Below are 25684 nucleotides of genomic sequence, written 5' to 3' on the forward strand. Positions count from 1 at the left end.
CTACTCCTCCCCCGACAGTGAAGGGAACGCCGGTGGCCGCGACCTCCGACACAGCATCGACCACGAGCGCCGACCGCGCGAGCGGCGGCGTGCAGTCCGTCGAGCGCGCCTTCCAACTGCTGGAGGCGCTCGCCGACGCGGGCGGCGTGGCGACGCTGAGCGAGCTGTCCGCCTCCTCGGGCCTGCCGATGCCCACCATCCACCGCCTGGTTCGTACCCTCGTCCAGCAGGGATATGTACGCCAGGACACCACCCGCCGCTACACCCTGGGCCCGCGCCTGATCCGGCTCGGCGAAACGGCGGGGCGGCTGCTCGGCAGCTGGGCCCGCCCCTACCTCGCGGAGCTGATGGAGGCCACCGGGGAGACGGCCAACCTGGCCGTCCTGGAGGGCGGCGAGGTGGTCTACGTCGGGCAGGTGCAGTCCCGGCGCTCGATGCGGATGTTCACCGAGGTCGGCCGCAGGGTGCAGCCGCACTGCACCGGCGTCGGCAAGGCGCTGCTCGCCCAGCTCCCGCAGGACGAGGCGCGCGCCGTCCTCGGACCGAACCCGCTGCCGGCGCACACCTCGTACACCGTCACCGACCCCGGACTGCTGCTGGAACAGCTGGCCGAGGCCCGCGAGCGCGGCTACGTGGTGGACGACCAGGAGCAGGAGATCGGCGTCCGCTGCATCGCGGTGGCGGTGCCGGGCGCGCCGACACCGACCGCCCTGTCGGTCTCCGGCCCCGAGGCCCGGATCCGGGCGTTGGAGGAGCAGGCGGGCAGTGCGGCGCTGGTACCCGTCATGCGGCACATCGCGGCCAGACTCGGTCAGGTACTGGCCCCCTGACGCCGCGTCGGATGCTCGCGGCGGGCCCGCCGGCCGACCGCCCGGCCGGGTGAGACGTGCCGAACCAGCGTTCACTCGTTCGAGCGGACGCGGCGCGCCGCCCGCCGCCCGGCGGGGGCCGCCGGTCCAGCCTTGTTCCGAGGCGGCCCGCACGGTGACGGGCCGGTGAGACGGAGCGGGTGGCGGCGATGTCCCGAGAGTCGGTACGCAACACACTGGTGGCCGCGGGTGCGGTGATGGCCCTCGCCGCGAGCGCCGGGGCGCCGTCGGCGGCCGGTCTGCGGGCGACGGCGGCGCCGGTGTCCGACCTGCGGGTGGAGCGGAGCGACCCGGCCGCCGCGCCGCCCGGCGGCACCACCACGGTGCACGCCTCGGTCTCCAACGGCGGACCGGACCGGACGGCCTCCGGGTTCACCGTCCTGGTCGTCCTGCCGCCCGGCGTCGAGGCCGAGGGCCCGTTCTTCCCCGCGTCCTGCCAGGTCTTTCCCGCCGCCGAACCGGCCGGCGGGGAGCAGGTCCGGTGCGACTTCCCGGCCGGCCTGCCCCCGCAGCGCAGCGCCACCGCGCTCGTCCCCCTCCGGCTCGGGCCGCACGTCCCGGCGCCGGGCACCCTCACGGGTGGCCGGGTCCAGGTCACCGGCCCGGACGATCCGGACCCGTCCGACAACCGCAGGCCGTTCGAGATCCCGGTCTCAGCCGTCTCCTGACGAGCCGCCCGGCCGACGCCGCCGCCCGTTTCGACGCCGCCGTCCCCGGACGCCGCCGTCCGTCTCAGCGCCGCCGGTCCCGGTGCAGCGCCAGCGTCGGCGCGAGCTGGGAGTGCTGCGGCGAGGGCAGCGCGTCCGGGTCGAACCAGCCCAGGGCGTCGAACTTGTGCGGCTCGCCGATCGCCGCCCGGGACGCGTCCAGCTCGACGGCGAACACCACGGCGACCCAGTGGGACACCGGATCCCCCCGCAGGATGTTGCGGACACCGATCGTCTCGATCGCGAGCGGCTCCGTCGAGTACTCCTCGCGGACCTCGCGTGCCACCGCGTCCTCGAAGGACTCACCGTGTTCGAGCGCCCCCGCACCGGTGTCCCAGGTGCCGGGCTCGTCGCGGGCACCGGCGCTGCGCCGGGCCAGCAGGATCCGTCCCCGGCCGTCGTGGCAGACGAACACGCAGGAGACGGCCGGCTCCGACAGCGCCCGCTCGGCCGGGCGCCGGGGGCGCGGGGCGGGTTGCGGATCCCTCGGCGGATCGGCCGGCGATCCGGGAGCTGCCTCGGTCATCGGAGGTCCTCTCGTGCGGTCGGCGGCCGACGTCCCTGACGGGCGCGCCGCGCGGCTCAGAAGTGGTCGACGAGCTCGGTCAGGGCGCCCAGGTGGAGCACTCCCGGGTCGGACGCGTCCACCTCCCCGTGCTCCAGCACCCAGGTGTGGGCGTGGGGGATGAAGACCGCGTTCATCCCGGCCCGGCGGGCGGGCAGGATGTCCGACTTGGGCGAGTTGCCGATCATCCAGCTCTCGGCGGGGTCGAGGCCGTACGCGGTGATGAGCCGCCGGTAGGCCGCGTCGTCCTTCTCCGGGACGATCTCCAGGGCCTGGAAGTACGGCGCGAGACCCGAGGCGTCGATCTTCCGCCGCTGCTCCTCGGCGTCGCCCTTGGTGAGCAGCAGCAGGCGGTGGCGGACGCCGAGCCGGGCCAGTGTGTCGGCGGCGCCGGGCACCAGTTCGACCTGATGGTCGATCAGTACCGCTGCCAGTGCGGCGATCTCGGCCGTCTCGGCGGCGGTGACCGGGCGGCCGCGCAGCCGGGTGGCGCAGTCCGCGAAACTCCGGATGAGCATCCCGCTGCCGTAGCCGTGGGTGACGGCGTTGGCCGCCTGGATCTCGTCGAGGACGGCGCGGCGCTCCGGGAGGCCGAGGGCCGGATGGTCCAGCCATCCGAGGAACTGAGCGATGACCCGCTCGAAGACGACGTTGTTCTCCCACAACGTGTCGTCGGCGTCGAAAACCAGCACCTGCTCGCGCCTCACGGCCGACCTCCAGGACTCCCACGGACGGGCACCCGGCCACGCTAGCCCCGGGGAGCAACGACCCGCAGCCGGTTTTCCGGGCACCGCCGCCCGGTCCGCGACCTCGTCGCCCGTTGCGCACGCGTCCTGTCCGCCACCCGCGCCCGGTCCGGCCGGATGCCCCGGCGCCCTCGGAACGGCATCCGCCGGGCCGCCGGCAGACAGCTGAAGTCGCCCGGGTTCCGGCGCAGTTACGCGTACATGAAGAGTCTTCGCAGGTGCCGGAGCGGCCTTTCGCGGGCACCCCGACGGGCTCCACACTGCTGCCATGCGAATCACTCTACGCGCGTTGAAAACCCGCGCCGCCTCCGTCGCCGTCGTCGGCCTGCTCGCCCTGGCCCCCACCGTCGCCCTCGACTCCGAGGCACACGCCACCGTCAGTGGCAGCGTCTGCCTGACCGCCCTGCCGAGCCAGGCGGACGACACGCTCGCCCTGATCGCCACCAACGGGCCGTTCCCCTACTCGCAGGACGGAGTGGTCTTCCAGAACCGGGAGCAGGTGCTGCCCCTGCACACCGCCGGCTACTACCACGAGTACACCGTCAAGACGCCGGGATCCTCGACCCGCGGGACCCGTCGGATCATCACCGGCCAGACCTATCACGAGGACTACTACACCTCGGACCACTACGTGACGTTCCGCCTGATCAACTTCGGCTGCTGACCGACCGTCACCGCCGCGTGCCCCACCGGCCGCCCGCACCCCCGACCCCCGGGGATGCGGGCGGCCGTCGCATTCGGGGCACTCCACCTTCCCGGCCGCACGAGACCTCTTTACGTCGGGTTTACAGACGAGTACCCTCCTGAAACATCTTGCAGAACCTTGCGCAAGACAGGACCGCGACGCCGCATGGCCCACCCACCCCAAGGGCCCACGGCGGACAGCCAGGACGGTGCATCTTCTGCAAGGGATTGCAATGATCCGTGCTGCCCCGGCCCCGCGCTCCCGCCCCCACCCGACCGGCCGCCCCACCTGACGGCCCGCCCCGAGGAGTCCCGCCGTGGACCGAATCCGCCACGTGCCCCTACGCAGCAGACGCCACCGGCACCGCCGCCCCCTGGCCGCCGTGGTCGCCCTGCTCGCCGGCCTGCTGGCCACCCTGCTGCCCGCGCTCTCCGCCCACGCGGCGAGCACCGCGACGGTCTACTACAAGCCGACCTCCGGCTGGTCCACCGTCGACCTGCACTACGCCCCCACCGGCGGTACCTGGACCACCTCCCCCGGTGTCCCGATGGACGCCTCCTGCAACGGCTGGTTCAAGAAGACCGTCGACCTCGGCGCCGCCACCGGCCTGAGCGCGACCTTCAACAACGCCGCCGGCAGCTGGGACAACCACGGCGGCGCCAACTACGCCCTCGGCAGCGGCATCAGTGCCGTGACCGGCGGCGCGGTCGGCACCACCGACCCGTGCGCCGACGCCACCCCCACCTCGGCGACGGTGTTCTACTCCACCGCGTCCACCAACTGGTCGGCGTACTACCTGCACTGGGCCCCGGCCGGCGGCAGCTGGACCACCGCCCCGGGCACCCGGATGACCGCGACGTGCACCGGCTGGGTGAAGCTCACCGTCGCCCTCGGCACCGCCACCACCTGGCAGGCCGACTTCGACAACGGCTCCGGCACCTGGGACAACAACGGCGGCGCCAACTACCAGCTGGGCACCGGCTCGGTGACCGTCACCAACGGCGTGGTCGCGCACAGCGATCCGTGCGGCTCGACGGACCCCACACCGTCGGCCTCGCCGAGCGCGAGCGCGTCCGCCGGCACGTCCGCCAGCACGTCCGCCAGCGCGTCCGCCAGCGCGTCCGCCAGTGCCTCCGCGAGCGCCAGCCCCTCCGCGACCGCCAGCACCTCCCCCACGGCGACCGCGACCACCACCGCACCCCCCGCCGGAACCGCCGCCACCGTCTGGTACTCCACCGCCTCGGTCGGCTGGACCACCGTCAACCTGCACTGGGCGCCGGTCGGCGGCACCTGGACGACCGCGCCCGGTATCGGGATGGACGCGGCCTGCACCGGCTGGGTCAAGAAGACCGTCAGCCTCGGCACCGCCACCACCTGGCAGGCGACCTTCAACAACGGCAACGGCGTCTGGGACAACAACAACGGCGTCAACTACCAGCTCTCGGGTGGGAACAACACGGTCAAGGACAAGGTCGTGAAGACCGCGGCGACCGACCCGTGCGCCGCCGTCGTCCCCGACACGACGGCGCCGACCACCCCGGCCGCCGTCACCGCGACCGCCACCGCCACCGCCGTGGTGCTGACCTGGAACGCCTCGACGGACAACACCGCCGTCACCGGCTACCAGATCACCCGCACCGGCGGCACCAAGGGAACCTCGCTGGTCAACACCACCTCGACGGTCTACTCCGAGTCCAACCTCGAAGCGACCACCTACTACTGCTACACCGTGAAGGCCCTGGACGCGGCCGGCAACCTGTCCCCCGCCAGTGCCCCCGGCTGCACCACCACGGGCACCGCCCCGCCGGCCGCGGCCGGCGGCACCCCGCTGGGCACCGACCCGCGCAAGGACCCGATCTACTTCCTGCTCACCGCCCGCTTCTACGACGGTGACACCAGCAACGACCGCGGTGGCAGCCAGGACGTCAAGTCGGGCAACGCGGCCAACAACGACCCGATGTTCCGGGGCGACTTCAAGGGCGTCGTCCAGAAGCTCGACTACATCAAGGGTCTGGGCTTCTCGGCCATCTGGATCACCCCGGTGGTGCTGAACCGCTCCGACTACGACTACCACGGCTACCACGGCTACGACTTCTACAAGGTCGACCCGCGCCTGGAGTCCGCCGGCGCCTCGTACCAGGACCTGATCAACGCCGCCCACGCCAAGGGCATCAAGATCTACCAGGACGTGGTCTACAACCACAGCTCCCGCTGGGGCGCCAAGGGCCTGTTCACCCCGACCGTATACGGCGTGCGCGACTCGCAGTGGAGCTGGTACTACGACGCCCCCAACGCGGGCTTCGAGTACGACGGTCTGACCGTCGACCCGGTCTCCGGCAAGTCCTACTACAACGGCGACATGTGGTCGACCGCCGAGCCGGCCGGCAACACCTGCGTCAACTGGGGCGTGCCGACCGGGGGCAAGAGCGCCGAGGGCTACACGGTCTACAACTGCCAGTGGCCCAACCCCACGTCGGGCATGTTCCCGAAGGCGCTCTACCACCAGTGCTGGATCGGCAACTGGGAGGGCGAGGACTCGCGTTCCTGCTGGCTGCACGAGGACCTGGCCGACTTCAACACCGAGAACCCGGTCGTCCAGCAGTACCTGATCGGCGCCTACAACAAGTACATCGACATGGGCGTGGACGGCTTCCGGATCGACACCGCCGTGCACATCCCCCGGATCACCTGGAACCGGCGCTTCCTGCCGGCCATCTACGCCGAGGTCAACCAGAAGTTCGGCGCCGCCAAGGCCGCCAACTTCTTCGTCTTCGGCGAGGTCGGCGCGTTCGTCAACGACAAGTGGAACCGCGGCTCGGTGAACCACTCGGCGCAGTTCTACACCTGGAAGGAGCGCAAGGACTACACCAGCGACGACGTGCAGGCCGCACTCGACCAGTACAACTACGAGGAGCAGCTGGGCACCGGCAACCAGCCCACGTCCAGCAACGCGTTCCTCAGCGGGAACAGCTACCACACGCCGGACAAGAGCCAGTTCAGCGGCATGAACATCATCGACATGCGCATGCACATGAACTTCGGGGACGCGTCCAACGCCTTCAACAACGGCAAGGACTCGGACGACTCGACCAACGACGCCACGTACAACGTGGTCTACGTCGACAGCCACGACTTCGGCCCGAACAAGTCGAGCACCCGCTACGCGGGCGGCACCGACGCGTGGGCCGAGAACATGGCGCTGATGTGGACGTTCCGCGGCATCCCGACGCTGTACTACGGCTCGGAGATCGAGTTCCAGGCGGGCAAGCAGATCGACTGCGGCCCGACCTGCCCGCTGGCCACCACCGGACGGGCGTACTACGGGGACAAGATCGCGGGCGACGTGACCGCCTCCGACTTCTCGGTGGTCTCCGGCGCCTCCGGCGCGGTCGCGACCACGCTGGCCCAGCCGCTGGTCAAGCAGGTCCAGCGGCTGAACCAGATCCGTCGGGCGGTACCGGCCCTGCAGATGGGGCAGTACTCGACCGAGGGTGTCTCCGGTGACATGGCGTTCAAGCGCCGCTACACCGACGCGGCGAGCGGCGTGGACTCGTTCGCGCTGGTCGCGGTCACCAACGGCGCGACGTACACCGGGATCCCGAACGGCACCTACAAGGACGCCGTGAGCGGTGACGTGAAGGTCGTCACCAACGGCACCCTGACGGTCGCCGCGCCCGGCAAGGGCAACCTGCGGGTGTACGTGCTGGACCTGGGCGGTGCCAACGCCGCCCCGGGCAAGGTCGGCACGGACGGCCCGTACCTGAAGTAATCCGGTGCAGGTCCACGCGTTCGGATAGGTTGGTGGGCGTGGCCGGGCGACCGGCCGCGCCCACCTTCACGAGACGACGACGAGGACCAGCCCAGCCATGACCGCGCCCCTGCCCGCCTTCGCCGGCCGTACCTTCCTCTTCCGGGTCGACAACGGCGCCGAGTTCCGCAACGCCTACTCGGCCGACGGGAAGCGGCTGCGCTGGGAGGGCCTGGGCGAATCCGCCGGGCAGTGGGAGGACGTCGCGCTGCACGTGGCGCAGGTCGGCCCCGAGCTGTACTTCGTCAGCTGGACGGAGCTGAGCGGGATCACCGTCAGCCACGTGATGGACCTGGCGGAGCTGACCGTACGGGCCTTCTGGACGTACGAGGGCGAGGGCGGCCGGGTCGGCGAGCTGCACACCGGCACCCTGGCACCGGTCGCGCCGTAGCCCCTGTCTCCCCCGCCGTGCCCGCCGTGACGACTCCCGGGGCGCGGCGGTCGCCGGCGCCGTGGCGTGATCCGCCGGCCGCGGCGGGGCCTGCCGCGCCGGCGTCGGCGGGGCAGGCAGCCGGTGGTCCGGCGGAGGGGTCAGTGCAGGGGCCCGCACAGGGCGGGGGCGGTGGCCTCCTGGGGGAGCTTGGGGTCGAGGTCACTGGCGCCGAGAACGCTGTCGTACCTGCCGTTCTTGTTGTAGTCGATGCCGTGGATGACGACGACGGCGTTGTCGGTCCGCAGGGCGTGGACGACCTGGTCGGTGATCTGGATGGTGCGGGAGTACGTGAAGGTGCCGGTGGCGGGGAAGCGGTTGACCGCCAGCGCGCTTGCCGGGCTGGTGTCGCCGGTCGTGGTGAGCGACGTGCCGATGGGCCCGTAGTCCTTCAGCCCGTCGGTGGTGGAGGTGGCGAGGTGCCCGTTCTGCAGGGTGGAGTCGTCGGCCTCCGGGCACTCGCCGGAGCCCTTGACGTGGATGTGCATCGCGTGCGGGGCGTGGTCGAGCAGCCCGCGCACATGGATGGTGATCTTCGCATCGTGGCCGTGCAGGTCGACCACCGCGTTGCCGATCCCGGTGACCCGGTTGTTGGCCACCGGCAGCAGCAGCGCGAAGGTGAAGGAGTTGCGCTGCTCCTTCGACGGGGTACTGCTGTGGCCGGAGTCGGCGAAGGCGGTCGTCGCACCGAACGGCAGGAGCAGGCCGGCGATCGCGGCTGAGACGAGGAGCTTCCTCATCGGAGCGCTCCCTTCGAGAGGAAATGGGACGCGCGCGGCGGCGATCGCCGTGCGGCGGATCCACCGGGGCGGTGGCCCCGGCCCACGCGGGGCTGTTCGCCGTCGCGCGCCTGTACCCGGGGTTCGGACCCGGCGGACGGACGGATGGGTGGGCTGTCGGACGGATGGGCTGTCGGACGGATGGGTGGCAGCCCCGGTGTCGGGTGCGGAGGACGATGACTCCCCGCGTTCGGCTCCCCACTGCGCACGGCTCCGGCGGCGCGCGCCCGTGCCCTGGACGGCCTAGGCCCGGGCGGGGACCGTCAGGTGCTGGGAGAGCCATTCCAGGGAGGAGGGCAGCAGTCGTTCCCAGGTCTGGAAGTTGTGGCCGCCGGTCGCCAGCATGCTGTACGAGACCGTCATCGGCGCGTGCACGGCCCCGATGAACTCCTCGGTTTCGCGCCGGTAGTCGCCGTCGCCCTCACTGCTGCCGGCCACCAGGACAGCGATCCGGGGGTGCGGCGCGTTCTTCAGCCGCCAGACCAGGTCGGCCTCGTCGCGCCGGTGCCTGTCGCCCCGGAACAGGTCACCGGTGGTCGCGTCCTCGGCGGCGCGGTAGTAGCCGGAGAGCGAGACGGCGGTGGGGAAGACGTCCGGGTGACGCATCGCCAGTTTGAGGGCGCAGTAGCCACCGGTGGAGTTGCCCATCAGGGCCCAGGAGCGCGGATCGGCGGAGACCCGGAAGGAGTCCTCGACCGCGCGGGGCACGTCCCTGGTGAAGTAGGTGTCGGACTGCGGGCCGCCCGGGACGTCCTCGCACTCGGTGTCGGCGGGCATCGCCGGGGACGGCCGCATCAGCACCATCACGGTCGGCTGCATACGGCCGCTCCCCAGCAGCTTCAGCGCGGCGCCGGGGTAGTTGAGGCGGGTCACCAGGTTCCTGGCGTCCCCGGGGAAGCCGGTGGTGACGATGACGGCCGGGAACGTCCGCCGGGCGTACTCCGGCTGGAAGTACTGCGGCGGCAGGTAGACGTAGCCGTCGGTGGAGAGCCCGGTGGTGGCGCCGGCGATCCGCACCACGCGGATCTCACCGGCCTGCTTCGGATCCCGGCCGACCGCGCCGCCGCCCTGGACCTCCACCCGGCCGAGCGGCTGGATCCCGGGCCGCCCGGCGTCCAGCTTCGTCTGGATGCGGATCGGGCCGCCGTCCCCCGTGCCGAGCAGGTCGTCCCAGCTGCTGTAGAACGCGAAGTAGTTGTTCGCCACCAGGCCGAGCGCCATCAGGACGGCGAGCTGGGTGGCCATGATGGTGCCGATCCTGCCGAGCACCGCCTGCCAGCTCCGCCTCGCCAGTCTCGGCCAGATCCACACCGACCCGGCCGCCACCAGAACGGCGAACAGAACGGCCAGTGCCAGCACCTTGTGGCTCGTCAGGCCCATGTCCCACGTACTCCCGCAGCTCGATGTCGCGTCCCCCGCCACTACGACACCTGTGCGAGCGGCCCGGTTCCGACCGGCCACCCGGTTCGGTTCCAGGACGTGATCACAACCCTAACCGGCGACGGGCCGTGCCCTCGACCGACACCGCCCGAACTGCCCTCCGAGGCACCGGGCGGTGCCCGGACGGCCCTGTCCGGCCCGGCGGCGGTGGGTGTCCCGGCGGCGGTGGGTGTCCCGGCGGCCCGGCCGCGGTGAGCGTCCGGGCGGTCCACGGCGGTGGGTGTCCGGGCGGCCCGGCCGCAGGACCGGCTCCGCCGGCGAGCGTCGCGCCGGCCGCCCCTGGCTGCGGCGGCCGGGCTTCAGAGCCAGTCGGCCGCGAAGGCCCGGGCCGGGTTGGCGACCAGCAGCCGCTCGGTCAGCTCGGCGCCGAACTCCCGGGTGATCCTCGCCGCCAGAGCGCCGACCAGGAACGGCAGGCCGGGTGCGCCGCGGGCCGCCCTGGTGGTGGTGTCGCCGCCGAGCAGCAGCTGCCCGGCGTGCCCCGCGCCGACCAGTGCGGCCACCGTGTCGAACAGGTGGTGGTCGGTGGCGTGATGGGCGCGGGAGGGGCCGTCGAGGGCGATGAACGCGCCGGATTCGGCGGCCTGCCGGTGCAGGCGCAGGTCGGGGAACCGGTTGAGGTGGCCGAGCAGCACCCGCTCCGGCGGTACGCCCAGCCGGTCGCAGAGCAGGTCCAGCACGTCCGGTGCCCCGGTGCCCAGTTCGTGGTGGACACCGATCGGCGCACCGGTGGCGTGGTGCGCCTCGGCCGCGGCGGTCATCACCCGGCGGGCGTGCTCGTCCAGACCGTGGAAACCGCCCGCGACCTTGATCATCCCGGCCCGGACGCCAGCGGGCACACCGGGCTCGCGCAGACCGGCGGTCAGCTCCTCGACGAACAGCTCGGTCAGCCGGTCGCCCGTGAACAGGCCGCGCAGCACGCTCTCGTCGTAGTGCGCGGCCTGGTGCAGTCCGGTGGCGGCGACCAGCCGTACGCCGGTGGCCCGGGAGAGCCGGGCCAGGCCCGCCCCTCCCCGGCCCATCCCGTAGGGCGTCCACTGGACCACGGCGCGGCCGCCGGCCGCCGCGAACGCGCGCAGCTCGGCCTCGGCCGCCACCGGGTCGTCCAGTTCCTGGCCGGACAGTTGCGGCGAGGCCAGGAAGAGGTGGTCGTGGGAGTCGCAGCGGCCGAGCAGCCCCGGTTCGACGTCTCCCAGGACGGTGCGTATCGCACTCACGCGTCGGCTCCGGCCGGAGCCTCGGCGCGCGGCGCCTCGGCGGACGGCGCCTCGGCGAGGGTCGCGGTGACGACCCGCATCCCGGCCAGGGCCTTGGGGACCCCGATGTACGGCGCCAGATGGATCATGACCTCGGTGATCTGCTCCCGGGTCAACCCGACCCGCAGGCTGTTGCGGACGTGGTCGGCGAGCTGCGGCTCCACCCCGCCGAGCGCCGCCAGGGCCGCCAGGTTCAGCAGTTGACGGTCCCGCAGTTCCAGGCCGGGGCGCTGGTAGGTGCCGCCGAAGAGGCTGGTGACGATCCAGTCGGGGAAGCCGGGCGCCAGGTCGTCCAGACCCCGCAGGGTCTTGTCCTGGGTCTGCGGGCCGGCCAGCTCGTTCATCAGGCGGTATCCGGCGGCGCGGTCGAGCACGGCCGGGGTGAGGTCGTCGGGTTCCATGCGGGTGGGTCCTTTCACCAGTGCCGGCCGGCCGGCAGCGCGTCGATCTCGGGACAGGACAGGTGGAGCACCTGGTAGCGGGCGCCGGGCGCGTCCGCAGGGGCCGGGCCGTGCCACAGGGCGGTGTGCAGGATCTCCCAGCGGCTCGGGTCGACCGCGACGGCGGCGGAGTGCAGAGTGTCGCCGTCCGGCAGGGCGGCGAGGGCGCGCTCCACCGCCTCGCCCGGGTCCACCCCCTCGGGGATGCGTTCGGTGTGCCGGGTGGCGGCGGTCGGCAGGGCTTCGCCCGAGCGGCCGCGGCGCAGACCCGCGCCCACCCACTGCTTGACCTGCGGGCGGCCGAAGTCGGCGATGATGCCCCGGAACCCGGGCCCCCAGAGGAAGCTGTTCATGCCCTCGGCGGTGCGCCAGAGGTAGAACGGGGCGTACAGGTTGACGGCCGCTCCGCCGCCGTCCTCCGGGGCGGGGGTGCCCTGCGGGAGGTGCACGCCGTCGCCGCGCTCGCGGACCAGGTACGCCTTGAGGCCGAGGCCGGGATAGGCGTCCATCAGGTGGCCCCGGGTGGCGATCCGGTTTCGGATGATCTCCATGTCGTAGTCGGCGGGGAGGGTGATCTCGTACTCCATCGCTTGCACGGTCATGCCTCTCGTTCAGGGGTGTGGTGTGCCGCCGCACCGGCCCGCGGTTCAGTCGCGGACCAGGGCTGCCAGCAACCCGAGGGCGCCGCGGACGGCCTGCCGGAACGGCTCCTCGCTGCCTGCCGCGCGGGCCAGCACGTAGCCGCCCTGCAGTACCGCGACGATCGCGGTCGCGGTGTCGGCCGGATCGGGACCGGGCCGCAGCTCGCCCGCGACGGTTCCCTCGGCGATCACCTCGGCGATCCGTCCGCGCAGCCAGGCGAAGGTCTCCTCCACCGGGGCGCGCAGCTCCGGGTCGGCGACCACCTCCGGGTCCTGCGCCATCCGGCCGATCCGGCAGCCCCGCAGCACCTCGCGCTCGCGCAGCAGGTAGGCCTCGATCCGCTCGTACGCGGTACCGGGGCCGCCGAGCTGCCGCTCGGCCAGCGCCCGCATCTGCGCGGCGCTGCGGCGGAGCGCCGCGGCGGCGAGGTCGGGCTTGCCGGCGAAGTGGTGGTACATGCTGCCCTGCCCGACGCCCGCCCGCTGCTGGATGGCCTTGGGGCTGGTGCCGACGTACCCGCGCTCCCAGAGGAGTTCCTGGGTGCTCTCGATCAGACGGTCCTGGGTTGCCATGACCCCAATGTACATACCAGTAGGTACAGGTGCCAGTCGGCGTCACCGGGCGCGCCGCGCACGCCCGGGGGCCACCGGAGGACGGACGGCGGGCCCCCGGGCGGACGGACGGCGGGCCTCGGGCGGACGGACGGCCGGCCCCCGGGCGGACGGACGGCGAGCCTCGGAGGGCGGGTGGGTGCACGAAGGGCCGTGTGCCGCCCCCCGGCGGCCACGGCCCCAACCGGCCGCACGACGGTCCGAGACCCGGTCCTCCGACTGATCGTCTGCCCACGTACACCATGCGTCACTCCCGTGCCGGAGCAACCGTGGTGAGGCGTACGTCACGTTCGGACCGCCCGGCCCCGCCCCGGCGGGCGCGCGGGCCGGGCGACACCGGTCACCCGGTGGCCGGGGCCCGCAGGACGTCCGGTATCTCCTTGCGGATCACCGGGGCCACCTCCGTCGCGAACAGCTCCAGCTGTCGGTGCTGGACGTCCTCGGTGAGCGCGTCGACGCCGATGCCGACCACCTCGTTGCCGAAGGCCTGGTGGTAGCGGTGGATCTTCTCGATCACCTGTTGCGGGCTGCCCACCAGGGCGGAGCCGCGCTCCAGTGCGTCCTCCAGCGAGGCGAACGGCGAGTTGTTGTGCTTGCCGGCCGCCGAGGCGAGCAGGGCGTCCCAGTAGGGCCGGAAGCCCTCGACCGCGTCCTGCGAGCGCTCCGCGACGAAGAGTCCGCCGAAACCGGTGCCGACCCGGGCGTCCTTCGGATCGCGGCCGTGGTGCTCCCACCGCTCGCGGTAGTGGTCCACCAGTGCCTTGTACTTCTCCAGCGGGTGGAAGGCGTTCGCGGAGAACAGCGGATCGCCGTACCGGGCGGCCAGGTCGGTGGACCGCTCGCTGGTCGCACTGCCGTGCCAGACCGGGATCGGCGACTGCAGCGGGCGCGGCGCGGTGGTCACGTCCGTCAGCGGCGGCCGGGTACTGCCCGTCCAGCTGACCCCCTCCTCGCGCCAGAGCCTGCGCAGCAACCCGTAGTTCTCGGCGAGCGCCTCCCACTGGCGCTCCTCCGGCAGGCCGAAGAGGCCGAAGTGGCGCGGGTCGTTGCCCTTACCGATGATCAGTTCCAGTCGTCCGCCGGAGAGCTGGTCGAGCATCGCGTAGTCCTCGGCGACCCGCACCGGATCCAGGATGCTCAGCACGGTGACGGTGGTGAAGAGCCGGATCGTCGAGGTGCGGGCGGCGATCGCACTGAGCAACAGCGGCGGCGCCGGCGAGAGGAACGGCTCGCCGTGCCGCTCCCCCACCCCGTAGCCGTCGTACCCGAGCTGCTCGGCGGTGACGGCCTGGTCGATGACACTGCGGAGCTTCTCGTTCGGGGTGCGCTGCACGCCGGTGACGGGGTCGGGGCCGTTGGCGACCAGGGACGAGACGGTGAACCGCATGGCGGTCTCCTTGCGGGCGTTCGGCGTGGACGGCCGCGGCCGCGCCGGAGCGCCCGGAGGAGGACTGCGCCCGCGCGGCAGCAGCACCTGGGAGGGATCGCGCGACGGGCGGTCGTGGGGCCGGGGTCAGCGCGGAGTGCTGCGGGGGCGACAACAGCGGCGGAGCGGGGCGCAGCCGCGGTACTCGCGCATGCCGGCTCCCCCCGATTCGTCCGGTGGGCGCGGAGCGCCACCGGAGGCCTGACCGCACACACACGATCCACCCGCGAGCATAGGCAGTGGCCAGGGGCCGGGCAAGGGCCTTCCGGAGGACACCCCTCCAGGGACCGGCCGGACCGACAGGCCCGCAGCGGGACGGGCAGGCCGGGCCCGGCTACGTCAGCTGCGCAGCAGGACGGCGGAGAGCGGGACGAACCCGCCGCCGGTGCCCTGCGTGTCACCGCCCGAGGTGCGCCGCAGCAGGTTGACGGCGATCCGCTCGCCCCGGGCCTTCGCCCGCTCCGCCACTGGCCCCTCGTGGAGGCCGTCCACAGCGGCCACCCAGAGCTGCACCCAGCGCCCGAAGTGCTCGGCGGTCATCGGCCGGCGCGCGTGCAGCGCGGCGTGCGGGGTGACGACGTTGCGGCGGTACACGGTGGTGCGCAGCAGCGCGCTCTCCCAGAAGTCGGTGATGTGAGGCAGGTGCGCCTCCAGGTCGAGCCCGCTGAAGTACGGGCCGATCAGCGGATCCTCGAAGGCGGCCGGGTAGAAGCGGCGCAGCACGGCCGCCAGGTCGGCCCGGGTCGCGATGTCGGGGTGTCGGCGCGGCGCCATCTCTCGTCTCCTTGCCCGCGTGATCCGGCCCGCCCGCGGCGGTGGGCCGGGAAAACGCTCCCCGCCACGGTACGGCCTCGGCGGCCCGACCGGCAGGGGCATTGGTCCCGGCTGCCCGTACCCCGCCGTGGCCGGTCTTCGGACCTGGCAGGATGGCGTTCATGACCTACCTCGCCGCGGACGACCGCTACGCCACGATGACCTACCGCCGCGCCGGGCACAGCGGTGTGCAGCTGCCCGCCGTCTCGCTGGGCCTGTGGCACAACTTCGGTGACACCCAGCCGCTGGAGGTGCAGCGCGCGGTGCTGCGCCGCGCCTTCGACCGGGGGATCACCCACTTCGACCTGGCCAACAACTACGGCCCGCCGTACGGCAGCGCCGAGCGCAACTTCGGCTACCTGTTCGCCCAGGACTTCCGTCCCTACCGGGACGAGCTGTTCATCGCCTCCAAGGCCGGTTACGACATGTGGCCGGGCCCGTACGGCGACGGCGGCTCGCGCAAGTACCTGCTGGCCAGCCTCGACCAGTCGCTGGACCGGATGGGCCTCGACTACGTCGACGTCTTCTACTCGCACCGCTTCGACGCGGACACCCCGCTCGAAGAGACCATGGGCGCCCTGGACTCCGCCGTCCGCTCGGGCAAGGCACTGTACGCGGGCATCTCGAACTACCCGGCGCAGCAGCACCGGGAGGCGGTGGCGATCCTGCGTGAGCTGGGCACTCCCGTCCTGCTCAACCAGGCGAGCTACTCGATCCTGAACCGGGGCCCGGAGGACGGCGTGCTGGACGCCGTCGGTGAGACGCGGACCAGCCTGATCGCGTACTCCCCGCTGGCCCAGGGTCTGCTGACCGACCGCTACCTCGGCGGCGAGGTGCCGGCCGGCTCCCGCATGTCGGTCGGCCACTTCCTGAAGGAGGAGGCGCTGACCGGCTCGAAGCTGGAGCAGCTGCGGGCGCTCGACAAGGTGGCCCAGGGCCGTGGCCAGAGCCTGGCGCAGCTGGCGCTGTCCTGGGTCCTGCGCGACCCCCGGGTGGTCTCGGTGATCATCGGCGCGAGCAGCGTGCGGCAGCTCGACCAGAACATCGACGCGCTCGACGGCGGCCCGCTGACCGCCGACGAGCTGGCCGAGATCGACCGGCTGAGCGGCCGCTGAGCCCGGCCCGTCGAGGACGGCGCGCGGCGTCCACGCCCCAGGCGCCCGGCGCCGGGGACGCGGGGACGGTTCCCCGGCGAGGGGGACGCGGTGACGGGAATGCACGGCGGTGCGGGCGCCCGGTCGTGCACGTGCACGGCGGTGCGGGCACGGCGCGGGGTGACTCGCAAGGCCACCCGGCACCGTGCCCGCCGTCACGCGCGGCCCGGATCCGCCTGCGCCGCCAGCCGGCGCAGGGCCAGCTCCGCGAGCAGCGCCGCGCCGTCCGACAGCACCGAGTCGTCGAAGAGCGCGTACGGGGAGTGGTTGGGCGCGGCGGCGGCCCGGTCCAGGCCCGGCGGACGGGCGCCGAGGCTCGTCATCACTCCCGGGACCGCGGCCAGCACCCGGCCGATGTCGTCGGAGACCATCGCCGGTCGCTCGCCGGCCGTGAAGCGGTGCTCGCCGTGCAGTTCGGCGACGGTGGCACCGACGAACCCGGCCTCGCCGGCGTCGTTGAGGGTGGCCGGGTAGCCGTCGGTGTACTCGATGTCCACCTCCAGTCCGTGCGCGGCGGCCACGCCCCGGCAGGTCCGGACGGCGAGGTCGCGCAGCCGGGCCAGAGCCGGGCCGGTGAGCGCCCGCAGGGTCGCCTCGAAGGTGGCGGTGCCGGGGATGATGCCGGCCTGGGTGCCGGCCCGCAGCACGCCGACGCCCAGCACCACGGGCTCGAACGGGTCGAAGCTCCGGGTGACCGCGCTCTGCAGCGCGGTCACCGTCTCGCAGAGCGCCGGGATCGGATCGCGGGCCGTGTGGGGCCAGGCGCTGTGGCCGCCGGCGCCCCGTACGGTCACGGTCAGGCTGCCCGATCCGGCCAGCGCGGGACCGGCCCGGTTGGTGAAGGCGCCCAGCGGCCCGGCGGTGGTGGCGTGCAGCGCGTACGCGGCGACCGGCCGCCGTCCGGAGGCGTCGAGCAGGCCCTCGTCCAGCATCAGCCGGGCACCGTCGTGGCCCTCCTCCCCCGGCTGGAACATCAGCACCACGTCGCCGGCCAGCCGGTGGCGGCGCTCGGCGAGCAGCCGGGCGGCACCGACCAGCATGGCGGCGTGCAGGTCGTGACCGCAGGCGTGCATCGCGTCCGGCACCCGGGAGGCGTCGGCGATGCCGGTGCGCTCCCGCAGCGGCAGCGCGTCGAGGTCGGCGCGGAGCAGGACGGCGGGCGCGGCCCGGCCGGGCAGCGCCCCGCCACCGGGGCCGGGCGACCCGGGCACCGCCCCGCCACCGGGACTGGCGGGCGCGGGTACCGCCCCGCCCCGCAGGACTGCGACGACCGAGGTGAGTGCCCTGCCCGTGGTGATCTCCAGGCCGAGCCCGTCCAGCTCCCGGAGTACGGCCTCCTGCGTGTACGGCAGCCGCAGGCCGGTCTCCGGGCGGCGGTGCAGCCGCCGGCGCAGCCGGACCAGGTCGGGAGCGAGCGCACGGGCGTCGGCGAGGAGGGTCATCGGCGGCCGGCGCCCAGCGCGGGCAGCACGGTCTCGGCGACCCGGTGCGCCTCCTCCAGCAGCGGGTTGCCGGAGAGGATGAAGGTGTCCACCCCCAGCGACTCGAACTCCTGGAGGCGCTCGACCACCTGGGCGGTGCTGCCGACCACGGCTGTGCCGGGGCCCGGCCGGAACAGGCTCATTCCGGGCCACAGGTTGGGGTAGGTCTCCAGCTCCCTCGCGCGGGCCGGAACCTTGCCGCCGTGCTGGCGGAACTGGCGCTGCCAGCCGACGCCGTCCTCGCCGTCGCGGCTGCCGAGCTGGCGGGCGTAGGTGGCCTGGCTGGTGACGTCCAGCAGGCGGTCCGCCGCGGCCCAGGCCCGGTCCTCGGTCTCGCGCACGATCAGGTGCAGGCGCAGCCCGATCCGCAGCGTCCGCCCGTGTGCCGCGGCGCGTTCGCGCACCCGCTCCAGCTTCTCCTTCAGCAGGTGCGGCGGCTCGCCCCAGGTGAGGTAGACGTCGACGTGCTCGGCCGCCATCTCGATGCCGGCCGGCGAACTGCCGCCGAACCAGAGCGGGATGCCGCCCTCCTGGACGGGGGTGAGCTCGCGCAGGCTCGCGCCGGCGTTCTTGAGGTCGTAGAAGCGGCCCTTGTGGTCGAACACCTCCCCGGCGGTCAGCCGCTTGACGATGGACCAGTACTCGGCGCTGAGCCGGTAGCGATCGTCGTGCTCGACGTGCAGGCCGTACTCGCGCAGTTGCTCGGTGGAGCCGTTGACCACGTTGAAGCGCAGCCGGCCGCCGTGCAGGTGCTCGAAGCTCAGCGCCATCTTGGCGAGCAGCGTGGGCGCGATCAGGCCGGGGTGCACGGCCAGCAGCGGCTTGAAACCCGGGCTGGTGGCGGCGGCCAGCGCGCTGCCGAGGGTCCACACGTCGTACAGGTCGGTGGCGAGCAGGGCGCCGGAGTAGCCCAGGCGGTCCACCGTGGCGGCGAGCTGCTGGAGATAGCCGAGGTCGACCGGGCGGCGGCCGGCCGGCTCCCAGGGGAAGCGCCCCTCGCGCGGGATGACGTACCAGAGGAACTCGGAGGCCATCGTCAGACCGCCTTCGCGAGCGCGGCGGCCACCGGGGCCTCCAGGGACGGCAGATGGGCGTCGGCGACGGTGATCGGGCGGTCGATGAAGCCCACGCCGTGGAAGATGTCGGCCGCCTCCTGCTGCTCGGCGATGAACTCCGCACCCGCCGGCTCCAGCCGCCACGGCAGCGTGGCGAGCGCGGTGCGCCAGTCCTCGGCGCTGCCGCCGAGGTCGGCGGCGGCGATCGCGGCGGCCTCGGACAGGTTGGCCGCCACCCAGGCGTCCGCACGGGCCAGCGCGGAGCTGACGGCGGCGACCAGCTCGGGGCGGTCGGCCGCGAAGTCGCGACGGGCGAAGAACACCGAGCGGTCGGTGATCACGTCGCCGGTGCGCACCAGGACCCGGAAGTCCCCGCTGCGCCGGGCGGCGGCCAGTTCGGCGCCCTGGGCGATCCAGCCGGCGATCTCCCCGCTGCGCAGCTGCGCGGCCGGGTCGGCGCCGGGGCCGGGGCGTACGGGGGTGATGTCCGTCGCGTAGGAGAGGCCCTCGGCGTGCAGCGCCTTGGCCAGCAGATGGGTCTGCCAGGAGCCGATGCCCAGCACCACGGTGCCGCCCTTGAGGTCGGCGGGGCGGGCCACCGGTCCGTCGGCGAGCACCAGCAGCGCGCCGTGGTCGGGGCGGGGGGCGGAGACCGCCGTGTAGACCAGGTCGTGTCCGGCCGCCTGGGCGGTGACCGGCGGCGTGGAGCCGGTGCCGCCGAGGTCGATGGTGCCGTCGGCCAGCAGGGCGCCGGTACGGGTGCCGTCCGTGTAGTGGTGGAAGACGCCGCTCTCGCCGAGCGGGGCCAGCTCCTCGGCGAGGAAGTCCAGCCGGGAGAGGTAGTAGAGGGACGGGTTGCTGCTGTGCACACCGATGGTCACGGTCATGGGATCGCTCCTGGTTCGGGGGGTGGACTGGGGGGACGTCAGGCAGTGGCGGGCTCGGGCACGGTGACCCCGAGGTCGGCCAGCAGTCGGCGGCGCAGGGTGGTGAAGGCGGGGTCGGCCGGGTCGCGCGGGCGGGCGACGTCCACGTACTCGTCGGTGACGAGCGCGCCGCCGCGCAGGACCACCACCCGGTCGGCCAGCCGGATCGCCTCCTCCACGTCGTGCGTGACCAGCAGGACGGCCGGGCGGTGCTTGCGGACCAGCTCGCCGACGAGATCCTGCATCCGCAGCCGGGTCAACGCGTCGAGCGCGGCGAACGGCTCGTCCAGCAGGAGAAGTTGGGGCTCGCGAACGAGCGCCCTGGCCAGTGCGACCCGCTGCGCCTCACCGCCGGAGAGGGTCCCGGGCCAGGCCTGCGCGTGCTGCTCCAGTCCGACCTCGGCCAGCGCCCGCAGCCCGGTCTCCCGGGGGGCCCGGCCTCGCGGCAGACCGACGGTGACGTTGGCGAGCACCCGCTGGGAGGGCACCAGGCGCGGCTCCTGGAAGACCACCGTCCGCACCGGTGGGACCAGCACCGTGCCGCCGTCGGCCCGGTCCAGTGCTCCGAGGATCCGCAGCAGCGTGGTCTTGCCGGTGCCGCTGGCGCCGAGCAGGGCGACGAACTCGCCGCGCGCGATGTCCAGGTCGACGCCGTCCAGGACGTGCCGGGCGCCGAAGGTGCGGCGCAGGCCGCGCAGGTGGACGGCGGGAGTGACGGGTTCCTGCGCGCTCATCGGGTCGCTCCTTGGGTGCGCCAGGGCATCAGCAGCCGCTCCAGCACACGGACGACGCCGTCCGCCAGCAGGCCGAGCACGCCGTAGATCAGGATGCAGACCGCCAGGATGTCGGTCCGGGAGTAGTTCTGCGCCTGGGCCATCAGGTAGCCGATGCCCTCGGTGGAGTTGATCTCCTCGGCCGCGATCAGCGCGATCACGCTCAGCGTCATCGAGAGCCGCAGCCCCGACAGCAGCGGGGGCAGCGCGCCCGGCAGCACGACGGTGCGGACGATCGCCCACCGGCCGAGGCCGAAGCTGCGCATCGCCTCGATCAGCTTGCGGTCGGTGTTGCGGACGCCGCCCGAGGTGGAGACGTACATCGGGAAGCTGGTGGCCACACCGATCAGGGCGACCTTCGCCGTCTCGGTGATGCCGAACCAGACCATGAACAGCGGGACCAGCGCCAGGAACGGCACCGTCCGCAGGACCTGCACGGCCGAGTCGAGCAGCTCCTCACCGAGCCGGAAGAAGCCGGTGACCACGCCCAGCACCAGGCCGATCCCGGCGCCGAACAGCAGGCCGAGGCCGGCCCGGGTGAGCGAGACGCTCAGCGCGTCGGCGAGCTGGCCGTTGCGCCAGATCTCGCCGACCGCGCCGACCACCTGGCCGGGCGAGGCCAGGACGTCCTGGGTGAGGGCACCGGTCGCGGAGGCCAGCTCCCAGGCGCCGAGCAGCGCGAGCGGGCCGATCGTGCGCAGCGTCACCGCCAGCAGGCGCGGACGGGGGGCGGGCAGTTTGGCCGTGGGTGCCACCAGTCCGGCGGCGAGCGCCGCGGCCGTGTCCGATCCGGCGGTCTCCGGTCCGACCGTGTCGGGTCCGGCGGCGTCAGCCACGGAGGTCCCACGTCCGGTCCCCGGTACGGCGGTGGGGGCGGCCGGCGCGCCCGCCGGAGCGGGGGCGGTCACTGGCCGCCGCCGGGCAGCTTGCTGACGTCCAGCACGTAGGGCTTGACGTCGATCAGGGACTTGGTGACCTTCTGGTCGGCGAAGAACTGCGCGACCGTGCCGAACCGGACGAGGTCGGCGTCGGTGATGACGTCGGCCGTGGCGCCCTGCCTGGTGACGTTCACCGCGACCTCCTTCTCGGCCGGGGTGACGGCGGTCGGGCCGGAGTCGGTCACCACGTTGAGGTAGCCGGCCGGGTCGGCCTTCTCCTGCAGGCCGTTCTCGTGCAGGTAGCGGTAGAACGCGGCCACCACGGCGGGGTTCTTGTCGGCGAATCCGTTGCGGACCGCCCAGACCGCGTAGTTGTCCGAGCCGACGTCCTTCCCGTTGACCAGGAAGTGCGCGCCGGAGTTGGCGATCTCGGGCGTGGAGAAGGTGTTCCAGGTCGCCCAGGCGTCCACCTGGCCGGAGTTGAAGACGCCGGCGGTCTGGTCGGGGCGCAGGTAGACCCGCTCGACCTGGTCGGCCGGGATGCCGTTCTTCTCCAGTGCCTTGAGCAGCAGGTACTCACTGGTGCCGCCCTGGGAGCAGGCGACCTTCTTGCCGACGAGGTCCCGCACGGTCGTGACGGGGGAGCCGTTCTTCACCAGAATGCCCTCGCCGACGGCGTCGGGAGCGTTCTGCGCGAACAGCTTGAAGCCGGGCTTCTGGGCGAGGGCGGCGACCGCCGAGGTGATCGAGCCCTGGGCGAAGTCCAGTTGGTCGGCGGAGAGCGCCTGGGCGGCGGGTGCGAACGCGCCGGCGCTGCCCGTCCAGGCCACCTTGGCATGGACGGCGGCCAGGGCTCTGTCGAGCGAGCCGTCCTTCTTTCCCTTGGCCAGGAAGCCGGAGTTGCCGGGGTCGGGCAGCCGCAGCACCACGTCGGTCCCGGCGTCCGCCGAGCTCTTGGCACTCCCGGCGGACGAGCCGCAGGCGGCGACCGTGACGGTGGCGAGCAGTGCGGCGGCGAACAGGACGGGGCGAGGGGTCTTCATGATGGTCGTTCTCCTGGTGGGTCGAGTCAGAGGGTGACGGTGCGGCGGGTTTCGAGCAGCGCGCGGGCGGCGCGCAGCGGCTCCGGGTCGGTCCAGGCGCGGACGTCGACCGGGGCCTGGAGGAACCCCTGGCCGTGGAGGAATCGCTCCTGCCGGGCGAGCAGGCCGAGCCGCTCCTCGGAGAGGTCCAGGTGAAGGGTGCGGTGGCCGCCCTCGGCGTAGGCTCCGGCCACCCCCTCGGCGCCGGCGCCGGTCTCGGCCTGGAGGATGCGGGCTACCTCGGCGGGGCGCTCGGCCGCCCAGTCCGCGGCGCCGAGCAGCACCGCCAGGAAGCGCACCACCAGGTCGGGATGCTCGTCCAGCAGCCGCTGGTGGACGGTGACCGGGCGGGGCGTCCCGTTGTTGACCCTGGCCCGGCGGTCGGGAGCGGCGTCCAGCTCCACCGCGACCTCCGCGCCGTAGCGGCGGGCCGCCTCCACGGCGAGCGCGCCCTTGACGTACACGGCGTCCACCGTGCCCTCGCGCAGCGCGGCCAGCTCGGCGGCCCACTGCCCGCCGTCCTCGGAGGCGGGCACGTCCACGGGTTCGGCGTCCGCGAGGGTGAGCCCGACCGAGCCGAGGGCCCCGGAGAAGCCGGCCAGCGCCATCGCCCGCCAGAAGTCGATGCTGATCCCATGGCGTGGGATGGCGAGGCGCAGGCCGCGCAGCCCCCCGGGCCCGCTGATGCCGTTGCCGGCCCGGACCAGCACGACCTGGCGCTCCTCGATCCAGGTGAGGCCGATCAACCGGGTCTGCTCACCGCGCGAACGGGCCCACAGCGCGGGCACGTTGCCGCCCTCACGGAACAGACCGGGCAGCGCGTGGGTGAAGTGGTGGTCGGCCGCGATCTCGCGCGGCACGTCCTGCAGCGAGCGGACCGCGATGCCGTCGGCGGCGAACTCCTCGGCCAGCCAGCCCTGGTCGGCGGCGATGCCGGTGGCGGTGGGGACGGGGCAGCGGGTGAACCAGAGGGTGTCCGGGGCGTGGCTGGGCACGGAGGCGCCTTCCTCGAAGGATGCGGGGGTGCACGGGCGCGGCGGCGGTGCGCGGCGACGGGTGTGCGGGGTGGAGGACGTACGGGGTGAAGGGCCGCGGCGACGGGCCGTCAGCAACAACAGGTTCGGCGGACGCGGACGGTGGGGAGAGCGGGGTACCGGTGGGTCGTCACGGTGCTGCTCCCTCCTTCGGTCCGGCGTCCTGCTCCGGGTGATCCCGGGGCTCCGCGGCGGCTGGTCCGGCGCGATGGACCGAGCGTTCCACGGCGGACGATCCGGAAGCAAGCTTTTCCATATCGTGGGATCACTTGTTCACAAAAGCCATGTCATTGCAATGCCGGTGTCACAATCCCGCCGTGCGTGCTGCCCTAGTCTGGAGGTGCCCGATCGATCCGGCCGCGCGTCGGGTCCGTCGGTTCCAGCCACTCCGGCACTGCCCGCAACTCCCGTTACCGGGGCGGGAGACCGGCACAGAACGCGAGGTGTCATGACCGAGGCGGCCACCGCCCAGAGCCCGCCCGCCGGCGCGCAGGCCGTCCAACGGGCGCTCGGGCTGCTGCACTGTTTCCACGACAACGGGCCCGACCTCAGCGCCTCGGACCTGGCCCGGCGGACCGGTCTCTCGGTCTCCACCGCGCACCGGCTCGCGCGGACGCTGGTCAGTACCGGCTTCCTCGACCAGGACGAGCGGACCGCGCGCTACCGGCTGGGCCCGGCCGTCGCCGAACTCGGCCAACTCACCTTCCACCAGCGGGGCCTGCATCTGGCCGGGCCCGAGCTGGAGCTGCTCTCCCGGCGTACCGGCGCCACCGCCGACCTGGCGATCCGCAGCGGACCGCACGCGGTGATCCTGGTCGGCGCCTCGGTCCGGCCGGACACCGGGCTGGGCCTGCGCCGGCCACTGCACTCCACCGCGCTCGGCAAGGTGTTGCTCGCCTGGCCGCGCCCGGGCGAGGGCGGCGAGCCGGCACTCGGGCGGCTGGAATCCTTCACCGAGCGGACGATCACCGAACCGGAGCTGCTGCTGGCCGAGTTGGAGCGCGTCCGGGAGAACGGCTACGCGCTCAACGACGGCGAGTCGGCCGCCGGGGTGCGCACCGTGGCCGTCCCGGTGCTCGACGCCGCCGGGCAGGCCAGGTTCGCACTGGCCGTCCGCTCCACGCCGGAGCACCTCACCGACGAGCGCCTGGAGCGGTTCCTCGGCCACGCCCGGACCTGCGCGGGCGCACTCGGCGTCCTGTTGCTGGCGCCGGAACAACGAGCGGGCTGACCCGCTCCGGCAGGAGCGGATCAGCCCGACACCGCACGGCCGACCGGGCCGCGGGTGTGCCGTGCGGGACCGACTACGCGACGGGCGTGTACTTGTAGCCCACCCGGCGGACGGTCACGATGCTGTCGCGGTAGCCCGCGCCCAGCTTGCGGCGCAGCCGGGCGACGTGCACGTCCACCGTGCGGCCGTCGCCGACGTGGCCGTAACCCCAGACGGCGGAGACCAGGTGGTCGCGGGTGTGCACCCGCTGCGGGTGACCGGTGAGGTGCGCCAGCAGCTCGAACTCCAGGTAGGTCAGATCGAGCAACCTGCCGTCCACGTAGGCGTTCCGGCGCTCGACGTCGACGCTGATCCCGCGGCCGGTGGCGGGCTTCGCGGGGCGGGCCTCGGCGACCGGCGCGGGAAGGACGCTGACCGCCGGAGCGGGCGCCTGCGCGCTCTCCGCCGGGACGAGGACCAGGTAGCCGACCATCGGGTGGCTGCCCGGCACGCCGAACTGCACGCCGTACTGGGCCAGTAGACCCTGCGGGAGTGCGGAGTGCGGGAGCGCCGCGACGACGGTGGCGCCCTCGGGGAGCGCGGTCAGCAGGGCCTGCGGCGGCTGGACCGCCGGGTGCTGCCCCGGGCCGACGAACTGCGGGGCCCCGTACGGCTGAGCGGTCGGCTGCTGGGCGGCGCCCTGGTGCCGGCGCTCGACGGGGGAGGGCAGGACGGAGCGGACCGCGCGCAGGTGCGGGGTCGCGGACGGAACGGAGAGGGTGGCGGTGGAGGAAGAAGACATGATGCCGCTACTTTCGCGCGAGACCGACGGTGGGAGTCGTCTGCGCGTCGACCGGGATTACCGGGGCTGAGC

General features: G+C 73.4%; 25 protein-coding genes. 7 read left to right on the plus strand and 18 right to left on the minus strand.

From position 1 onward, the window contains the following. Positions 1-32: 32 nt before the first annotated feature. Entirely contained in the window at positions 33-830 is a 798-nt protein-coding gene (locus OG823_RS06790; protein ID WP_371478348.1) for an IclR family transcriptional regulator, read from the plus strand. Positions 831-1018: 188 nt separating this feature from the next. Further along, on the plus strand, positions 1019-1537 hold the full coding sequence (locus tag OG823_RS06795) for a hypothetical protein (protein WP_371478350.1): 519 nt from the start codon (positions 1019-1021) through the stop codon (positions 1535-1537). Positions 1538-1601: 64 nt separating this feature from the next. On the opposite strand, the gene OG823_RS06800 is transcribed toward OG823_RS06795, so the two are convergent. Together OG823_RS06800 and OG823_RS06805 are read right to left on the minus strand one after the other, a co-directional pair. Beyond that, positions 1602-2102 carry an NUDIX domain-containing protein gene (locus OG823_RS06800; RefSeq protein WP_371478351.1) on the minus strand — a complete coding sequence of 167 codons (501 nt, stop codon included), beginning with the start codon at positions 2100-2102 and terminating at the stop codon, positions 1602-1604. A gap of 56 nt (positions 2103-2158) precedes the next feature. Beyond that, the gene (locus OG823_RS06805; protein ID WP_371478353.1) at positions 2159-2848 is read right to left on the minus strand and encodes an HAD family hydrolase; all 690 of its coding nucleotides are present in this window, start codon (positions 2846-2848) and stop codon (positions 2159-2161) included. A 307-nt stretch (positions 2849-3155) separates the two neighbouring features. Between OG823_RS06805 and OG823_RS06810 the strand changes: the two genes are divergently transcribed. From OG823_RS06810 to OG823_RS06820, 3 genes are all read left to right on the plus strand, one after another. Continuing rightward, complete coding sequence (locus OG823_RS06810) at positions 3156-3551, plus strand: ribonuclease (RefSeq protein WP_371478354.1); 396 nt, start codon at positions 3156-3158, stop codon at positions 3549-3551. Between the two features lie 337 nt (positions 3552-3888). Beyond that, on the plus strand, positions 3889-7341 hold the full coding sequence (locus tag OG823_RS06815) for a carbohydrate binding domain-containing protein (RefSeq protein WP_371478356.1): 3453 nt from the start codon (positions 3889-3891) through the stop codon (positions 7339-7341). A 97-nt stretch (positions 7342-7438) separates the two neighbouring features. Next, positions 7439-7771 (plus strand): MoaF N-terminal domain-containing protein, encoded by a 333-nt coding sequence (locus tag OG823_RS06820; protein WP_371478357.1) that lies wholly within the window; start codon positions 7439-7441, stop codon positions 7769-7771. A gap of 140 nt (positions 7772-7911) precedes the next feature. Here OG823_RS06820 and OG823_RS06825 read toward each other — a convergent pair whose 3' ends face one another. From OG823_RS06825 to OG823_RS06860, 8 genes are all read right to left on the minus strand, one after another. Further along, on the minus strand, positions 7912-8550 hold the full coding sequence (locus OG823_RS06825; protein ID WP_371478359.1) for a hypothetical protein: 639 nt from the start codon (positions 8548-8550) through the stop codon (positions 7912-7914). Between the two features lie 282 nt (positions 8551-8832). Beyond that, positions 8833-9969: an alpha/beta hydrolase gene (locus tag OG823_RS06830; protein ID WP_371478361.1), complete on the minus strand. Its 1137-nt coding sequence runs from the start codon at positions 9967-9969 to the stop codon at positions 8833-8835. 359 nt (positions 9970-10328) lie between these two features. Further along, complete coding sequence (locus OG823_RS06835; protein WP_371478363.1) at positions 10329-11246, minus strand: phosphotriesterase; 918 nt, start codon at positions 11244-11246, stop codon at positions 10329-10331. Then, positions 11243-11686: a carboxymuconolactone decarboxylase family protein gene (locus OG823_RS06840; RefSeq protein WP_371478364.1), complete on the minus strand. Its 444-nt coding sequence runs from the start codon at positions 11684-11686 to the stop codon at positions 11243-11245. Before OG823_RS06840 ends, OG823_RS06835 begins: the two co-directional genes overlap by 4 nt. 14 nt (positions 11687-11700) lie before the next feature. Continuing rightward, positions 11701-12321, minus strand: a complete 621-nt coding sequence (locus OG823_RS06845) for a DUF4865 family protein (protein ID WP_371484335.1) — start codon at positions 12319-12321, stop codon at positions 11701-11703. A 51-nt stretch (positions 12322-12372) separates the two neighbouring features. Beyond that, positions 12373-12939: a TetR/AcrR family transcriptional regulator gene (locus OG823_RS06850; protein WP_371478366.1), complete on the minus strand. Its 567-nt coding sequence runs from the start codon at positions 12937-12939 to the stop codon at positions 12373-12375. 379 nt (positions 12940-13318) lie between these two features. Then, positions 13319-14365, minus strand: coding sequence for an LLM class flavin-dependent oxidoreductase (locus tag OG823_RS06855; protein WP_371478368.1), 1047 nt, complete (start codon positions 14363-14365; stop codon positions 13319-13321). A 378-nt stretch (positions 14366-14743) separates the two neighbouring features. Beyond that, a complete protein-coding gene (locus OG823_RS06860; RefSeq protein ID WP_371478370.1) occupies positions 14744-15178 on the minus strand; it encodes a group III truncated hemoglobin in 435 nt (144 codons plus the stop codon). A 161-nt stretch (positions 15179-15339) separates the two neighbouring features. Here OG823_RS06860 and OG823_RS06865 point away from each other — a divergent pair, with 161 nt between their 5' ends. Further along, positions 15340-16332, plus strand: coding sequence for an aldo/keto reductase (locus tag OG823_RS06865; RefSeq protein WP_371478371.1), 993 nt, complete (start codon positions 15340-15342; stop codon positions 16330-16332). Positions 16333-16526: 194 nt separating this feature from the next. Here the strand turns inward: OG823_RS06865 and OG823_RS06870 are convergent, their stop codons facing one another. From OG823_RS06870 to OG823_RS06900, 7 genes are all read right to left on the minus strand, one after another. After that, a complete protein-coding gene (locus tag OG823_RS06870) occupies positions 16527-17813 on the minus strand; it encodes a M20 family metallopeptidase (protein WP_371478373.1) in 1287 nt (428 codons plus the stop codon). Next, positions 17810-18886: an LLM class flavin-dependent oxidoreductase gene (locus OG823_RS06875; RefSeq protein ID WP_371478374.1), complete on the minus strand. Its 1077-nt coding sequence runs from the start codon at positions 18884-18886 to the stop codon at positions 17810-17812. The genes OG823_RS06870 and OG823_RS06875 overlap by 4 nt, the downstream gene beginning before the upstream one ends. A gap of 2 nt (positions 18887-18888) precedes the next feature. Beyond that, positions 18889-19794 (minus strand): ABC transporter substrate-binding protein, encoded by a 906-nt coding sequence (locus OG823_RS06880; RefSeq protein WP_371478375.1) that lies wholly within the window; start codon positions 19792-19794, stop codon positions 18889-18891. 38 nt (positions 19795-19832) lie between these two features. Continuing rightward, a complete protein-coding gene (locus tag OG823_RS06885) occupies positions 19833-20567 on the minus strand; it encodes an ABC transporter ATP-binding protein (RefSeq protein ID WP_371478377.1) in 735 nt (244 codons plus the stop codon). Further along, a complete protein-coding gene (locus OG823_RS06890; protein ID WP_371484336.1) occupies positions 20564-21364 on the minus strand; it encodes an ABC transporter permease in 801 nt (266 codons plus the stop codon). The genes OG823_RS06885 and OG823_RS06890 overlap by 4 nt, the downstream gene beginning before the upstream one ends. 146 nt (positions 21365-21510) lie before the next feature. Beyond that, complete coding sequence (locus OG823_RS06895) at positions 21511-22527, minus strand: NrtA/SsuA/CpmA family ABC transporter substrate-binding protein (protein WP_371478379.1); 1017 nt, start codon at positions 22525-22527, stop codon at positions 21511-21513. Positions 22528-22553: 26 nt separating this feature from the next. After that, the gene (locus OG823_RS06900) at positions 22554-23561 is read right to left on the minus strand and encodes an ABC transporter substrate-binding protein (RefSeq protein ID WP_371478380.1); all 1008 of its coding nucleotides are present in this window, start codon (positions 23559-23561) and stop codon (positions 22554-22556) included. A gap of 487 nt (positions 23562-24048) precedes the next feature. On the opposite strand from OG823_RS06900, the gene OG823_RS06905 reads away from it, so the two are divergent. Further along, complete coding sequence (locus OG823_RS06905; RefSeq protein WP_371478381.1) at positions 24049-24831, plus strand: IclR family transcriptional regulator; 783 nt, start codon at positions 24049-24051, stop codon at positions 24829-24831. Between the two features lie 73 nt (positions 24832-24904). Here OG823_RS06905 and OG823_RS06910 read toward each other — a convergent pair whose 3' ends face one another. Continuing rightward, complete coding sequence (locus OG823_RS06910; protein ID WP_371478383.1) at positions 24905-25612, minus strand: winged helix-turn-helix domain-containing protein; 708 nt, start codon at positions 25610-25612, stop codon at positions 24905-24907. Positions 25613-25684: the final 72 nt, after the last annotated feature.

The sequence above is a fragment of the Kitasatospora sp. NBC_00315 genome, assembly GCF_041435095.1.
GTDB lineage: Bacteria > Actinomycetota > Actinomycetes > Streptomycetales > Streptomycetaceae > Kitasatospora.